Origin of the sequence: Tomitella gaofuii, assembly GCF_014126825.1 — a bacterium.
In the GTDB taxonomy this organism is placed as follows: domain Bacteria; phylum Actinomycetota; class Actinomycetes; order Mycobacteriales; family Mycobacteriaceae; genus Tomitella; species Tomitella gaofuii.
Genome location: NZ_CP059900.1, coordinates 3,098,758 through 3,113,310 on the forward strand (window position 1 = coordinate 3,098,758; position 14,553 = coordinate 3,113,310).

Genomic DNA, 14,553 nt, shown 5'->3' on the forward strand with positions numbered 1-14,553 from the left:
ATGGCACATCAGGACAGCACCTCGCGCACGAAGACCCGCACGGGAGCACCTGGCGTCGAAGGGAACGGCGCCCCCGACGCCCGCGGATCCGCCGGCGGGGTCGCGGTGCCGCCCGCGGACGTGGCCGCCTTCCCGCCGATCGCCGACTACGCCTTCCTGTCGGACTGCGAGGCGAACTGCCTGGTCGCCCCCAGCGGCTCCGTCGAATGGATGTGCCTGCCGCGGCCGGACTCCCCCAGCGTCTTCGGCTCGCTCCTCGACCGCAGCGCGGGGCACTTCCGCATCAGCCCCTACGGCGTCACCGTGCCGGCGGCGCGCCGCTACCTGCCCGGCAGCATGATTCTCGAGACCACTTGGCAGACGGGCACCGGCTGGGTGATCGTGCGTGACGCACTGGTGATGGGCCCCTGGCACAACCGCACCCGGCGCTCGCGGACCTACCGTCGCACGCCCGACGACTGGGACGCCGAGCATGTGCTGCTGCGCACGATCCGCTGCGTCAGCGGAACCGTGGAGATGGAGCTGACCTGCGAGCCCGCGTTCGACTACCACCGCAGCTCCGCCCGGTGGTCCTACATCGGGGACGACTACCACCAGGCGGCGGCGGAGCCGGTGCCCGCCCCACGCGACCGCCCGCGACCGTCGGACCTGCGCACCGACGCCGACGGCGGCGAGCCGCAGCACGACTCCCCCACGCTGACCCTCACCACCGACATGCGGCTGGGTCTGGAGGGACGGGACGCGCGCGCCCGCACGCGTTTGGTCGAGGGCGACCAGCTCTACGTGGCGCTGTCCTGGTCCGCGCTCCCCCCTCCCCACACCTACGACGAGGCGGCCGACGCGATGTGGCGGACCGCCGAGTATTGGCGGCAATGGATCAACATCGGCTCGTTCCCGGACCACCCGTGGCGGGAGTATCTCCAACGCAGCGCGCTGACGCTCAAGGGCCTCACCTACGCCCCCACCGGCGCCCTGATGGCCGCGGCCACGACCTCCCTGCCGGAGACGCCGGGCGGGTCGCGCAACTGGGACTACCGCTACACCTGGGTGCGCGATTCCACGTTCGCGCTGTGGTCGCTCTACACACTGGGGCTCAACCGCGAGGCCGACGATTTCTTCGCCTACATCGCCGAGGCCAGCGGGTCCGACGACGGCTCGGAACGGCCGCTGCAGGTGATGTACGGGATCGGCGGCGAGCGCACGCTCACCGAGGGGACCCTCGACCATCTCGGCGGCTACGAGGGGGCGCGGCCGGTGCGCATCGGCAACGGCGCCTACGACCAGGCCCAGCACGACATGTGGGGAGCGCTGCTGGATTCGATCTACCTGCACCTGCGCTCGCGCGACCAGATCCCCGAGTTCCTGTGGCCGCTGATCGTCGAGCAGGTGGGCAAGGCCATCGACAACTGGCGCGAACCCGACCGCGGCATCTGGGAGGTGCGCGGCGAGCCCCAGCACTTCACCGCCTCGAAGGTCATGTGCTGGGTGGCGCTGGACCGCGGCGCACGGCTGGCCCGCATGCACGGCGAGTCGGAGTACAGCGCGCAGTGGTCGAAGATCGCCGACGAGATCCGCGACGACGTCCTCGAACACGGGCTCGACGAGCGCGGCGTGTTCACCCAGTACTACGGCGGCACCAGCCTCGACGCGTCGCTGCTGCTGGTGGTGCTGCGCAGGTTCCTGCCGCCGGACGACCCGCGCGCCCGCGCCACCGTCCTCGCCATCGCCGACGAGCTGACCGTCAACGGCCTGGTCCTGCGCTACCGCACCGATTCGACCGACGACGGGCTCGACGGCGAGGAAGGCACCTTCACCATCTGTTCGTTCTGGCTGGTGGCGGCGCTCGTCGAAATCGGCGAGGTCGCCCGCGCACGGCGCCTGTGCGAGCGGCTGCTGTCCTTCGCGAGCCCGCTGATGCTCTATTCCGAGGAACTCGACCCGCACACCGGCCGGCACCTGGGCAACTTCCCGCAGGCGTTCACCCACCTGTCGCTGATCAACGCGATCGTGCACCTGATCCGCGCCGAACGGCGGGTGGCCACCGGACGGTTCCGGCCGGCGCACCGCGGGTGACCGGCACGGTCACCCCAACCGTGCCAGCAGTTCCTCCGCGTCGGCGGCGATGCGCCGGACCACGTCGCCGGCCGGCTCTGCCGCGGCCACCAGGCCCGCGGCCTGGCCCGCATTGACCACGCCGAGGTCGGGGTCGTCCTTGTCATAGGACTCGGCGAGCTCCTCGTCGGCGACGCCCGTCCGGCCCGCCCACCGCCGGGTGAAGTCGTTGACGATCACCCGCGCGCCCCACCGCTGCGGCCACGGCTGGCTGCGGGCGCGGTCGAAGACATCGGTGTAGACGGTGTCGGTGCCGCCCGCCGACACCACGCGCCGCCGGGAATACTCAGGGCCGTCGGCCTCCGGGCTCGCCAGCAGCGCGGTGCCCACCAGCGCACCGGCGGCGCCCGCCGCCAGCACGGCTGCCAGGCCGCGGCCCGAGCCGATTCCGCCGGCGACCACCACGGGCAGGTCCGTCGCCTCGAGCACCATCTGCATCAACGGCAGGGTGGCCACCCGGCCGGTATGGCCACCGGCCTCGCCGCCCTGCGTCACGACGAAGTCGACGCCCGCCGACTCGACCACGCGCAGATCCTCCAGCGAATTGATCTGGGAGCACACCAGCGCGCCCGCGTCGTGCGCCCGCCGCACGTACGGCTCCGGGTCGCCGAAGGAGAGCGAGACCAGGTCCGGCCGCTGCTCCAGCGCGGCGGTCAGCAGCGTGTCGTCCGCGTCCAGCGACCACGTCATGAGCCCGATCCCGAGGCGCCCGCCGCCGTGCTCGCGTGCCGCGGCCGACTCCTCGGCGATCCACTCGGGCGTGGTGTAGCGCGCGGCGCCGAGCATGCCGATCCCGCCGGCCCTGCTCACGGCGCCGGCGAGCCTGCCGCCCGCACGGCCGCCCATCGGCGCCCCCACGAGGGGCACGTCCAGCCCCAGCCGCTCGGTCAGCCACGTCGAGATCACTGGATTCTCCTCACCGGGTAGGCGTCACTTTTTGGGCTTGTCCCCGGCTTCGCTCGACAGCGCCGCCACGAAGGCGTCCTGCGGGATCTCCACGCGCCCGATCGTCTTCATCCGCTTCTTGCCCTCCTTCTGCTTCTCAAGCAGCTTGCGCTTGCGGGAGATGTCGCCGCCGTAGCACTTGGCCAGGACGTCCTTGCGGATGGCGCGGATGTTCTCGCGCGCGATGATCCGGGAGCCGATCGCCGCCTGGATCGGCACCTCGAACTGCTGACGGGGGATGAGCTCCTTGAGCCGCAGTGCCATCTTGTTGCCGTAGGAGTACGCGGCGTCCTTGTGGACGATGGCGCTGAACGCGTCCACGGCCTCGCCCTGCAGCAGGATGTCGACCTTGACCAGGTCGGACAGCTGCTCGCCGGCCTCCTCGTAGTCCAGGCTGGCATAGCCGCGGGTGCGCGATTTGAGCGAGTCGAAGAAGTCGAAGATGATCTCGGCCAGCGGCAGGGTGTAGCGCAGCTCCACGCGCTCCTCGGACAGATAGTCCATCCCGCCCAGCTCGCCGCGCCGGCTCTGACAGAGCTCCATGATGGAGCCGATGAACTCGCTCGGCGCGATGATCGTCACCTTGACGATGGGCTCGTAGACGGCGCGGAGCTTGCCCTCCGGCCAGAACGACGGGTTGGTCACCTCCAACTCCGTGCCGTCCTCCTGCTCGACCCGGTAGATCACGTTGGGCGCGGTGGAGATGAGGTTGAGATTGAACTCGCGCTCGAGACGCTCACGGGTGATCTCCATGTGCAGCAGGCCCAGGAAACCGCAGCGGAAGCCGAAGCCCAGCGCCACCGACGTCTCCGGCTCGTAGCTGAGCGCGGCGTCGTTGAGGCGCAGCTTGTCCAGCGCGTCGCGCAGCACCGGATAGTCGGATCCGTCGACCGGGTACAGGCCCGAATAGACCATCGGCTGCGGTTCGCGGTAGCCGGTGAGCGGCTCCACTGCCCCGCCGCGCGCGGTGGTGACGGTGTCGCCCACCTTCGACTGGCGCACGTCCTTGACGCCGGTGATCAGGTAGCCGACCTCGCCGACGCCGAGGCCCTTCGTCGCCTTGGCCTCCGGCGAGACGATGCCCACCTCGAGCAGGTCGTGGGTGGTGCCGTTGGCCATCATCTCGATCTTCGCCCGCGGTTCGATGCGGCCGTCCACCACGCGCACGTAGGTGACCACGCCGCGGTAGGCGTCGTAGACCGAGTCGAAGATCAACGCGCGGGCGGGCGCGTCCGGGTCGCCTTCCGGCGGCGGGACGCGTTCGCAGACGCGGTCGATGAGTTCGGCCACGCCCTCACCTGTCTTGCCCGAGACCCGCAGCACGTCCGCCGGATCGCAGCCGATGATCCTGCCGATCTCGTCGGCGTACCGGTCCGGATCCGCCGCGGGCAGGTCGATCTTGTTGAGCACCGGAATGATCTCGAGGTCCTTGTCCATGGCCAAGTAGAGGTTGGCCAGGGTCTGCGCCTCGATGCCCTGTGCGGCATCCACGAGCAGCACCGCGCCCTCACAGGCCTCCAAGGCGCGGGAGACCTCGTAGGTGAAGTCGACGTGGCCGGGGGTGTCGATCAGGTGCAGCACGCGCCGGGCGCCCTCGAACTCGCCTCCGGTCACCGTCCAGGGAAGACGCACGTTCTGCGCCTTGATCGTGATGCCGCGCTCACGCTCGATGTCCATCTTGTCCAGGTACTGCGCGCGCATCAGGCGTTCCTCGACCACCCCGGTGAGCTGCAGCATCCGGTCCGCCAGCGTCGACTTGCCGTGGTCGATGTGCGCGATGATGCAGAAGTTCCGGATCATCGACGGATCCGTGAACGTCGTCTCGGCAAAGTTGCTGGTCAAACGCTGTTCCTTCGTCTCATTCGTCCCAGGGGCGGTCGATGGCGGCCGACGAGCGGGACTCCGCCATCGCCGGACCCCGCATCGACGACCCGGGACCGGTCATGCTCGCCTCCAGTGTGACACCTGCGAGGTTCACCGGGGCTACCGGTCGACGATGCCGGGACCGCCGGGCCGCCCCCGCGCCGTGCACGTCAGCCCGGGCGGAGGTTCCATCGCCCGCCGTTTGGGTGTGCCGCACGCCGCTGGTACTCTCGACCACTGGCGTAGGCGCGTGCCCACTGCAGGGTGCGCTTCTGCCGTCGACAGACGTCCCGGCCGGCGTCCTCCCCGGAGGGCCCGGCCAGCAAGCAACCCAGGTCGGCCCCGCCGGTCGGCCGCAGCACAGCCAAGACAGAGGTAATCACGCGTGGCCAACATCAAGTCCCAGAAGAAGCGGATCCTGACGAACGAGCGCGACCGTCTCCGCAACCAGTCGGTGAAGGCATCGCTGCGCACCGCCATCCGCAAGTTCCGCGGCGCGGTGGCGGCCGGCGACAAGGACGCCGCTCAGACGCTGCTCGTCAGCACCAGCCGTGACCTGGACAAGGCCGCCGCCAAGGGCGTCATCCACCGCAACCAGGCCGCCAACAAGAAGTCGGCGATGGCGAAGGCCACCCAGCAGCTCGGAGCCTGATCGCCCGCTGTCGACGGACAGGCGACCCGCAGCATTTTCCACGAGGGCCACCCCGCACCGCGGGGTGGCCCTCGTCGTGCTCGGGTCCGGCACAGGACGGCCGGGCCGCGCGTTCACCCGCCGCGCAACTCGCAGACACGCAGCACGGCGCGTTCCAGTGCGTAATCCGGCTCCGGCGAACCGCCCTTGACGTCGCCGTTGAGGGTGGCCACCACCTGCAGCGCACGCCCGATGGTCTCCGGGCGCCACCCGCGCAGCTGGGCCTGCGCCTTCTTGATCTTCCACGGCGGCATCCCCAACGACCCGGCCATGGAGTACGGGTCGCCCCGGCCCGCCGCCCCCACCCGGGCGATGGTGTGCACCGCGTCCGCCAGCGCGTCCGCCAGCGGCACGTGCGCGGTCCCCCGCTGCAAGGCCCAGCGCAATGCTTCGAGGGCGGCCGCCCGGTCGCCCGCGACGGCCTTGTCCGCCACGTCGAATCCGCTCACCTCGGCCCGGCCCGCGTAATACTTGCGCACGGCCGCCGCATCCACCCGGCCGCCAGTGTCCGCCACCAGCTGCGAGCACGCCGACGCCAACTCACGCAGGTCGGACCCCACCGCTGCGAGCACCGCCTCGACCACGTCCGGCGCGGCGCGCACACCGGCGGAACGGAACTCTCCGCGGACGAAGTCCCCGCGCTGCTGAGGCTTGAGCTTGGCGCAGTCGTGCACCTGCGCGCCGGCCTTCTTGAGCGCGGGCACCATCGACTTGGCGCGGCCACCGCCCGAGTGCAGCACCACCAGGTACACGCCGTCCGGCAGGTCCGCCGCCGTGTCCGCGACGAGCTTGGCCGGTTCCTTGCCCGCTTCTCCCGCCGCGTCGAGGACGATGATGCGGTCCTCGGCGAACAGCGACGGACTGAGCATCTCAGCCAGCTCATTGACCGCCACCTCGCCGGCGCGCAGCCGGGTGGCCTGCAGGTTCTGCCCCTCCCCCGAGGCTGCACGTACGGCGGCCAGCACCCCGCCCACCGCACGCTCGATCAGCAGGTCCTCGTCGCCCAGCACCAGGTGCAGGGTGGCGGGAGCGGCGCCGTCCACGCCGGCTGCGCTGGTATCGACTGCCGTGCGGTTCCGAGTGGTCACGGCACAATGCTGCCACGGCGGTCCGACAGGGAGGCGGGCCGCCTGGCCGCCAGCCGACACGTCCCCGCAACGAGTCGCCATGCCCGGCCGTCACCCGAATCCCGTCCAGTGCGCGGGCAACCACACCGCCTCTGCCGCTGCCGTGGCCACCACCGCGCACCACCGGAATCGGCGGCTGCCGTACCAGCCGCAGACGCCGACGATCGCCGCCCCGCTCAGCACCGCGCCGGCGGCGCCATCGGGGACCGCGATCCGCGCCCACGGCAGCCCGGCGCACCACTCGGCCACGTGGACCAGCCACCATGCCGGCGGACCCGCACACGCCACCGCCAGCTCCGCCGCCCACGGCCAGACGCCCGCGAGCGCCGCCGCCACCGCGCCCGCGATCGTCGCCGGCGCCACCGCGGGCGCCGCCAGCACATTGGCCACGACGGCCACGGTGCTCACCCCGCCGGAGATCGCGGCCACCACCGGAATCGTGACCAGATGGGCCGCCGATGCCACCACCACCGCCTGCACGGTGGCGGACGCCCCGCGGCGGCCACGCAGACGGTCCGCCCACACCGGCGCCACCACCACGAGAGCCGCGGTGGCGGCGACCGACATGGCGAACCCCGCATCCACGGACAACGCCGGTTTCCAAGCCAACAGCGCGAGCATCGCCGCGCCGAGAGCAGGAAGCGCCTGTCTGCGCCGCCCGGTCACCAGAGCGAGCAGCCCGATCAGCCCCATCGCCGCCGCGCGCAGGACGCTGGGCGACGGGCGGACGAGCACGACGAACCCCACCACCGTGAGCGCGGTGAGCACCGCGGCGGGCCGCGGGCCCAGCGGACGCACCGCCAGCAGCACCAGCCCGCACACCAACGCGAAGTTGCTTCCGGACACCGCGGTGAGGTGGGTGAGCCCCGCCGTCGTGAACTGCTGGTCGGCCTGCGGTGACATTCCCGCCGTGTCACCGAGCACCAGGCCGCGCACGAGCCCCGCCTCGCGGGCGCCGAGCGTATGCGAACAGAGTTCGGCGAAGCGGGATCGGACGCCGGCCGCGACACGCTGCATCCACGACGGCGCGCTGACCGAGCTCGGGGATCCGCGGGCGCGGATGGCCGCCACGGTGAGGTCACGGCGGTCGGGCGCAGCGACCCGGCCGTAGAAGCCGACCCGCTGTCCCGGAAGCAGACCGCTCCAACCGTCGGCCGGCGCGAACACCACGACGGCGCCGGTGGCCGCGCGGTCGCGGCCGCCCGCGCGCACCGACACCAGCTCCCCGCGCGCGAGAACCCGCGGCGGCCCGTGGCCGCCGCCCACCTCCACTCCGATGCGACGCGGGTCAGCGTCGAGGCGCACCGTCACGTGGGCGTTCTCTCCAAACAGACCGGCGATCGGATTGGCCTCCACGGCGTGCGCGCGCACCGCCGTGGCCGCGGCGAACCCGCACGCCGCGAGCAGGACCGCAGCCAACGTCCATGCTGTCCCCCGGCCCCTGCGGTCGCCCTGCTCGCCGGCTCCACACGGTGACCGGCCCGCCGTGCGACGGCCGCCGCGCACACGCCGCCCGCGCCGGCGGCCAGGGCAATGGCCCATGCGGCCGCGGCCCCGCACCACACTCCGGCCGCCGTCGCGCACCAGCACGCGAACGCCGCCGTCGCCAGGCGCGCGTCCAGGCGCCGATGCCGTTGCTCCCCGGCCCCGCCGCCCCGGATCCCGCTGGCGACCGGAGGAGGGGTCACACGGTCACCGCGTCCCGCAGCCGCTCCAGCGTGGCCGGGCCGATGCCCCGGACCTCGGTGAGCTGATCGACCGAGGCGAACCGCCCGTTCTGCTCACGCCACTGCAGGATCGATTCCGCCGTCACCGGCCCCACCCCCGGGAGCGCCTCCAGCGCCGACCGGTTCGCCGTGTTCAGGTCGACGGGCGCTCCGGCCGCGGCCCCGGAGCCGGACGCGGATGCACTCCCCCCGCCGGAGCCGGCGGCCGCGCCCGCAGGGATGGTGGCGCTGCCCAGGCGCGGCGCCCCGCCGTCCTCCGGCGCCACGCCCACGAGAACCTGGTCGCCGTCGTCCAGCCGCTGTGCAAGGTTGAGGCTGAGCAGATCGGCGCCCTCCGTCGGCCCGCCCGCCGCGTTCAGCGCGTCGGCGACACGTGCGCCACGCTCGAGCCGGACCAGGCCGCCGTGGTGCACGAGTCCCTGCACCGATACGACGATCTCCTCGGGGACCGCGGCTGCGCGCTCGCCGGCCGGGGCGGTCTTGCCCTGCGCCGACGCGGCCGAGGCACCCGACGACGGCTCGGCTCGGCCGGCCGCCGTCCCACCCGGCGCGCCGGCGCCCGTCGGGTCCGCGCCGTCGAGCGCCACCGTCGCCGGCGCGATCTCCGGCACCGGTAGCGCCGCGGGCCGGTCTCGCAGCACGCCCACCCCCGCCGCAGCCGCCGCCAGCAGCCCCACCACCGCGAGCACGACGGCTCCGCGGCGCCCCACCACGAACCGGGTGCCGCGCCAGCGGTCCGGCACGCGGGCCGCCCACCGCTCCCGGTGGCCGGTGCGTGTCCTGACGGCCGCGCCGGCCGGCAGCGGCGACGGCGGCCGGTCCGCATCGGAATCGGCGACTTCCGCACCCGCGACATCCGCACCTGCGACATCCAGGCCGGAAGCGCCGACGGCTCGCGTCCCCGCACCGAAGACCCCGCGACCGTCGCCGTCCAGCCACGCGGGCCGCGGCGCGCCGCCGGGGCCCCCCGCTGTGACGCCGGAGAGCCGGTCCATGGACGGTTGTGACGAGGTGGAGGTGCGCATGCCCCGACGCTAAGCGGCGATGTCACGAGGGCCCGCCGGTCGCGCACCGCCCACCTGAGGATTTGCAGAAACCTGTGGACAATCATCGCCTGTGGATAAGCGGGGTCGCCGGACGATCGCACGCGGCCGCCGTCGGCTCCTGCCGGGACGCCGTCAGTGCACGCCGGGCAGCACCGACACCCCCGCGGCGCCCGGGCCCAGGTGCAGCCCCAGCACCGGACCGAACGCGCCCCGGTGCACTGTCACCTCGTCGCCCAGCCGCTCCCGCAGCAGGTGCTCGAGCGTGTCCGCACGGTCCGGCGCCTCCCAATGCTGCACCGCGATCTCGGCGCGCGTCCCCTCCGGCTGCGCGTCGAGTTCGGCGACGACGTGCTCGACGAGCTTGCGCATGCCCTTGCTGGGGATGCGCAGTTTGTCCCGCAGCTCGAGCGTGCCGCCGCCGATGCGCAGCAGCACCCGCACCGACAGCGCCGATGACACGAACATCGCCGCGCCCCCGACCCGGCCGCCGCGACGCAGGTCGTCGAGCCGGTGAATGTAGACCACGCCGAACGCGCGCGCACACGCGGCCGTGGCCGTCTCATAGACTTCGTCCAGCGACGCCCCGCCGGCCGCGGCCCGCGCCGCTTCGAGCACCGGCATGCCGACGGTCATGCCCGCCCCGCCCGAGTCGACCACCCGCACCTTCGGCCCCAACCGGTCCGCGGCCTGCCGGGCCGCATCCCACGTCCCGGACAGCGCCCGGGACAGGTGCACCGCGACGACTCCGTCGCCCCCGCTCGCGTCGAGCGCCTCCGCGTACACCCGCTCGAGCTCGCCGGGCGACGGCCCCGCCGAGGTGTAGTCGTCGGGCTTGGGCGGGCGCGGCGGCACCTCGTCGACGCCCTCGCGGTAATCCTCCGCCCCCACGAGCACGTGCAGCGGGACGATGCGCAGGCCGTCCCCGCCGGCGGGCCCGCCGTGCAGGCCGGCCGTCGAATCGGTCACGACGATCACTGGCACGGGACTACCGTATGCCCTCGGCCGTCGACGCATCGGCGACAGTCGTGATCCGCCCGAGCGCGGCGAGCATGGCTTCGGCCACGGCCTGGTGGCCCTCGAACCCCCAATGGATCCCGTCCGGATTGCCCCGGCCGGCCAGCACGTGTGCGCCGGTCGCCTCGCCCAGGTCCACCAGCGGCACGCCATGCTGCCCGGCCCAGCCCTCGATGGCGCGCACCGTCCCGGCCCGCCCCGCGTGCACCCGTCCGTAGGCGTCGCAGATGTGCCGCGACGGCAGCGTCGCCACCACCGGCAGGCCGGGGCGCAGGTGCGCCAGCGCGCCACGGCATTTCTCCAGATAGTGCGCCGTCAGCTGCGGCGGCAGCGCGAGCGGCCGTCCCAGGCGCGCCAGCCGCGGCTGCAGAAACTGGTAGCCGGCGCGCACGGCGCGGCGTACCGGCTCCGGCCGCAGGTAGCGGATCTGCTCGCGCAGGGCGGTCGGCAGCGGGGACGGCAGCGAATCCATCCCGGACACGCCGAAGACCACCGCACCGGCGCGGGGCACCGCCGCCCACACCCGCGGGTCCTGGGTCAGCGCCCACCACGCGTCGCGGGTGGTCCAGCCGACGCGGGCGACCAGCTCGACCCGCCAGCCCAGCCGCGCGGCGACAAGATTGGGCCAGATGCGCGGATCGTCGGCCGCGAGCCCGCCCCGCGGACCGTAGTAGGACAGCGAATCGGCGAGGACGAGCAGCACCGGCCGCTCATCCCGCCCGTCGTCCACCGTCGTGATCGTCTCAACCGACATCGTCCGCACCGCTCCCCGCATCCGCGTTCCACACGTTCAACCGCCACGGCGGCGACGACCGCCCTCTCCGCGAAGTCAGTTCGGTCCAGCCGGTGTTGCCGATGCCGCCGATCACCGGCCAGGTGTCCACCGGCAGCCCCAGCAACGCCGCGGTCACCGCCGCGATCACCCCGCCGTGCGCCACCACCAGCAAGGGCCGGTCCGCCCACGTACCGCTGCGGTCGATCTGCGCGACGAACTCCTCGATCACCGGCACCGCGCGCGCGGCCACGTGGACCCGCGACTCGCCGCCGGGCGGGGCCCAGGTGGCGTCCGCGCGCCAGTGGTCCCGCGCGCCCGGGTACACGGCGTCCACCTCGTAGTGGGTGCGCCCCTGCCACTCGCCCAGGTGCGTCTCACGCAACCGGGGATCCGTCTGCACCGCGACGCCCGTGGCCGCGCCCACCGCGAGCGCGGTGTCGTAGGCCCGGTGCAGGTCGGAAGCGACGATGGCGTGCGGGCGCATCGCCGCGAACGCCACGCCGGCCGCGCGCGCCTGGCGCCCGCCCAGGTCCGACAGCGCAGTGTCCAGCTGGCCCTGCATGCGGCTTTCGGCGTTGTGCTCGGTCTGGCCGTGACGCAGCAGGACCACCCTGCGTTCTGTCACCTGGCCGACTCCACCTGCCCGGCAGTCCCGTCGAGGGGCACCTCGGGGCAGTCCTTCCACAGCTTCTCCAGCGCGTAGTACTCGCGTTCGTCGTCGTGCTGGATGTGCACCACCATGTCGACGTAGTCGAGCAGCGCCCAGCGGCCCTCACGCACGCCCTCGCGGCGCGCCGGCCGGTGCCCCGCCTCCCGCAGCTTCTCCTCGACGTTGTCGACGATCGCGGAGACCAGCCGCTCGTTGGGGGCCGACGCGATCACGAAGCAGTCGGTGATGACGAGGCGCTCGGAGACGTCGAGGATGCGCACGTCGGTGGCCTTCTTGTCCGCGGCGGCGGCTGCGGCGACCCGCGCCATCGAGGCGGCCTCGGCGGTAGCTGTCACGAGTGGTTCTCCCCTGTGTCGGCGGTGGTGTGCGGCCCGGCAAGGCGCGGTGCCGAGGTGCGGGCGGTGCCGTCCGCGCGGACGGCGTGTGCGGGACGGTACAGGTTGCGCTTGGCGATGTACTGCACGACACCGTCGGGCACGAGGTACCAGACGGGCCGGGACCGCGCCGCACGCTCCCGGCACTCCGTCGAGGATATCGCCAAGGCCGGGACCTCGACCACGCTGACCGTGTCTTCGGGCCGACCGCGCAGCATCTCCTCGAGCGGACCCACATCGAGGTCGTAGCCGGGACGGGTGACGCCGACGAACTTGGCCAGCTCGAACAGTTCCTCCCAACGTTGCCAGGTCAGGATCGTCGAGATCGCGTCGGCCCCGGTGATGAAGTACAGGTCCGCGTCGCCGTGCTGGGCGCGCAGGTCGCGGAGGGTATCGACCGTGAAGGTGGTGCCCGGGCGGTCGATGTCCACGCGGCTGACCGAGAAGCGGGGGTTCGACGCGGTGGCGATGACCGTCATCAGGTAGCGGTCCTCCGGCTGGCTGACCCGGCGCGACGCCTTCTGCCACGGGTTGCCGGTGGGCACGAAGACCACCTCGTCGAGATCGAACAGGCCGGCCACCTCGCTGGCCGCCACCAGATGGCCGTGGTGGATCGGGTCGAAGGTGCCGCCCATGACGCCCAGCCGTCGCCTGCGTCCGCCGGGTGAGGATTCCATGGATGACGAGCTTACGGACTGCTAGATCGGCAGCAACCGCGAGATCACCCCGGTCAGCTGCTCGGCGGTCCGGCACTCGTACATCGGCACGACGGTCCCGTACGCGGTGGCGACCGAATCGCCCGTGCCCCACTGGCCCGCCGGTTCGGGGTTGAGCCAGTGCGTCTGCCGCGCGGCCTGACGCATCCGCTGCAGCGCGGCCAGGTTGGGGTCCCGGTAGTTGTTGCGGGCGTCGCCGAGGATGAGCAGTGACGACTTGTCGGTGAGCGCGTGAGCGTACTCCTCGGCGAATCCGCCCAGCGCATTGCCGTAGTCGGAGTGCCCGTCGTAGGTGATCAGCCGGGCCTCGCGCACCATCCGCGACATCGCGACGCCCAGGTCGGAACCGGCCTCGAAGAATCCGCTCACCTCGTCGGTGGTGTCGATGAACGCGAACACCCGCACGCGCGAGAACTGCTCACGCAACGTGTGCACCAGCTGCAGCGTGAAATGGCTGAAACCGGCCACCGAGCCGGACACGTCGCACAGCACCACCAGCTCGGGACGCGCGGGCCGCGGCTTGCGCAGCACGAGGTCGATGGGCACCCCTCCCGTGCTCATCGACTTGCGCAGCGTGCGCCGGACGTCGATCTCGCCTCTGCGCGAGCGCCGCCGGCGGGCCGCCAGCCGGGTGGCCAGGGCGCGGGCCAACGGCACCATCGTCTTACGCAACGACTGCAGGTCGGCATCCGAGGCCCGCAGGAAGTCCACCTGCTCCGCCAGTTGCGGCACCCCGTACTGCGCCACGCGGTCACGCCCGAGCCGCTCGGCGCTGCGCCGGCGCGTCTCGCCTTGCACCATCCGGCGCAGCCGGTCCATCCGCTCGAGCGCGGTCCGCAGCGCCACCTCGTTGCGATGCACCTGACGGTGGCCGGACTCGTCCTGCGACGGGCCGAGCATGCCGTCGAGCATCCGGCGCAGGATGTTGTCGCCGGACAAGCCGCGCATCGCCTGGTACGCGGAGAAGGATTCGCCCGAGTAGCCGTCGTAGCGGCCGAGCCGGTCGACGATGTCCGCCACCAGCCGGTCCATCCGCTCGCGCCCCTCCTCGCTCTCATCGGCGAGCAGGTCCGCCAGCAGCTCCTCGAGCGCCTGCCGGTCGAGGTTCCCGTCCTCGTCGACAGGCAGCTCGGTGGGCGCCCCATCCGCATTGTCGCCCTCACCCCCGTGGCCGTCGCCCGCTCCGCGCCGCGCACCGATCCCCGACGGAAACCATAGGTCGAACAGCACGTCGAAGGTGTCGCGGTGCACCGGCCGGCGCAGCAGCGCGCTGGCCAGCCCCTCGCGCACCGCCTCGCGGTCCAGCGGGTCGAGCACGGCGAGCACCCGCCCGGCGTCCACCGTCTCCGACGTGCCCACCGCGATGCCCTTGCCGCGCAGCGCGCCGATGAATCCCACAAGATGCCCCGGGATGCCGTGCGGGGCAAGCGGTCCGGACGGCGGCCGGGACCGCGGGGGGCGGGGGTTCGACATGACTGCTCTGGTGCCTTTCG

At 72.8% G+C, this 14,553-nt stretch carries 13 protein-coding genes; 2 read left to right on the plus strand and 11 right to left on the minus strand.

Features of this window, described 5'->3' with window-relative positions:
• Positions 1-2,073: a glycoside hydrolase family 15 protein gene (locus H4F70_RS14325; RefSeq protein WP_182346858.1), complete on the plus strand. Its 2,073-nt coding sequence runs from the start codon at positions 1-3 to the stop codon at positions 2,071-2,073.
• Between the two features lie 9 nt (positions 2,074-2,082).
• Here the strand turns inward: H4F70_RS14325 and H4F70_RS14330 are convergent, their stop codons facing one another.
• On the minus strand, positions 2,083-3,018 hold the full coding sequence (locus H4F70_RS14330) for an NAD(P)H-dependent flavin oxidoreductase (RefSeq protein ID WP_182357644.1): 936 nt from the start codon (positions 3,016-3,018) through the stop codon (positions 2,083-2,085).
• Between the two features lie 24 nt (positions 3,019-3,042).
• Positions 3,043-4,857, minus strand: coding sequence for a translation elongation factor 4 (lepA, locus tag H4F70_RS14335; RefSeq protein WP_182346995.1), 1,815 nt, complete (start codon positions 4,855-4,857; stop codon positions 3,043-3,045).
• Between the two features lie 448 nt (positions 4,858-5,305).
• Here lepA and rpsT point away from each other — a divergent pair, with 448 nt between their 5' ends.
• Complete coding sequence (gene rpsT / locus H4F70_RS14340) at positions 5,306-5,572, plus strand: 30S ribosomal protein S20 (protein WP_182346856.1); 267 nt, start codon at positions 5,306-5,308, stop codon at positions 5,570-5,572.
• A 113-nt stretch (positions 5,573-5,685) separates the two neighbouring features.
• Here the strand turns inward: rpsT and holA are convergent, their stop codons facing one another.
• The 9 genes from holA to H4F70_RS14385 form a co-directional block, all read right to left on the minus strand.
• The gene (gene holA / locus H4F70_RS14345) at positions 5,686-6,654 is read right to left on the minus strand and encodes a DNA polymerase III subunit delta (RefSeq protein ID WP_235681571.1); all 969 of its coding nucleotides are present in this window, start codon (positions 6,652-6,654) and stop codon (positions 5,686-5,688) included.
• Between the two features lie 135 nt (positions 6,655-6,789).
• Positions 6,790-8,157 carry a ComEC/Rec2 family competence protein gene (locus H4F70_RS14350; protein WP_182357646.1) on the minus strand — a complete coding sequence of 456 codons (1,368 nt, stop codon included), beginning with the start codon at positions 8,155-8,157 and terminating at the stop codon, positions 6,790-6,792.
• A gap of 265 nt (positions 8,158-8,422) precedes the next feature.
• On the minus strand, positions 8,423-9,490 hold the full coding sequence (locus H4F70_RS14355; RefSeq protein ID WP_235681124.1) for a helix-hairpin-helix domain-containing protein: 1,068 nt from the start codon (positions 9,488-9,490) through the stop codon (positions 8,423-8,425).
• A gap of 153 nt (positions 9,491-9,643) precedes the next feature.
• Positions 9,644-10,492, minus strand: a complete 849-nt coding sequence (locus H4F70_RS14360) for a DegV family protein (RefSeq protein WP_182357647.1) — start codon at positions 10,490-10,492, stop codon at positions 9,644-9,646.
• Between the two features lie 4 nt (positions 10,493-10,496).
• Entirely contained in the window at positions 10,497-11,279 is a 783-nt protein-coding gene (octT, locus tag H4F70_RS14365; protein WP_182357648.1) for a diglucosylglycerate octanoyltransferase, read from the minus strand.
• Positions 11,269-11,925: a histidine phosphatase family protein gene (locus H4F70_RS14370; protein WP_182357649.1), complete on the minus strand. Its 657-nt coding sequence runs from the start codon at positions 11,923-11,925 to the stop codon at positions 11,269-11,271. Before H4F70_RS14370 ends, octT begins: the two co-directional genes overlap by 11 nt.
• Positions 11,922-12,305: a ribosome silencing factor gene (rsfS, locus tag H4F70_RS14375; RefSeq protein ID WP_182346849.1), complete on the minus strand. Its 384-nt coding sequence runs from the start codon at positions 12,303-12,305 to the stop codon at positions 11,922-11,924. Before rsfS ends, H4F70_RS14370 begins: the two co-directional genes overlap by 4 nt.
• Positions 12,302-13,021 (minus strand): nicotinate-nucleotide adenylyltransferase, encoded by a 720-nt coding sequence (nadD, locus tag H4F70_RS14380; protein WP_182357650.1) that lies wholly within the window; start codon positions 13,019-13,021, stop codon positions 12,302-12,304. The genes rsfS and nadD overlap by 4 nt, the downstream gene beginning before the upstream one ends.
• 21 nt (positions 13,022-13,042) lie before the next feature.
• Complete coding sequence (locus H4F70_RS14385; protein WP_182357651.1) at positions 13,043-14,533, minus strand: vWA domain-containing protein; 1,491 nt, start codon at positions 14,531-14,533, stop codon at positions 13,043-13,045.
• Positions 14,534-14,553 lie beyond the last annotated feature (20 nt).

Coding starts and splice junctions, on each gene's coding strand:
- H4F70_RS14325 (WP_182346858.1), top strand. CDS start 1: ATGGCACATCAGGACAGCACCTCGCGCACGAAGACCCGCACGGGAGCA.
- lepA (WP_182346995.1), bottom strand. CDS start 4,857: ATGATCCGGAACTTCTGCATCATCGCGCACATCGACCACGGCAAGTCG.
- H4F70_RS14355 (WP_235681124.1), bottom strand. CDS start 9,490: ATGCGCACCTCCACCTCGTCACAACCGTCCATGGACCGGCTCTCCGGC.
- octT (WP_182357648.1), bottom strand. CDS start 11,279: ATGTCGGTTGAGACGATCACGACGGTGGACGACGGGCGGGATGAGCGG.
- nadD (WP_182357650.1), bottom strand. CDS start 13,021: ATGGAATCCTCACCCGGCGGACGCAGGCGACGGCTGGGCGTCATGGGC.
- H4F70_RS14385 (WP_182357651.1), bottom strand. CDS start 14,533: ATGTCGAACCCCCGCCCCCCGCGGTCCCGGCCGCCGTCCGGACCGCTT.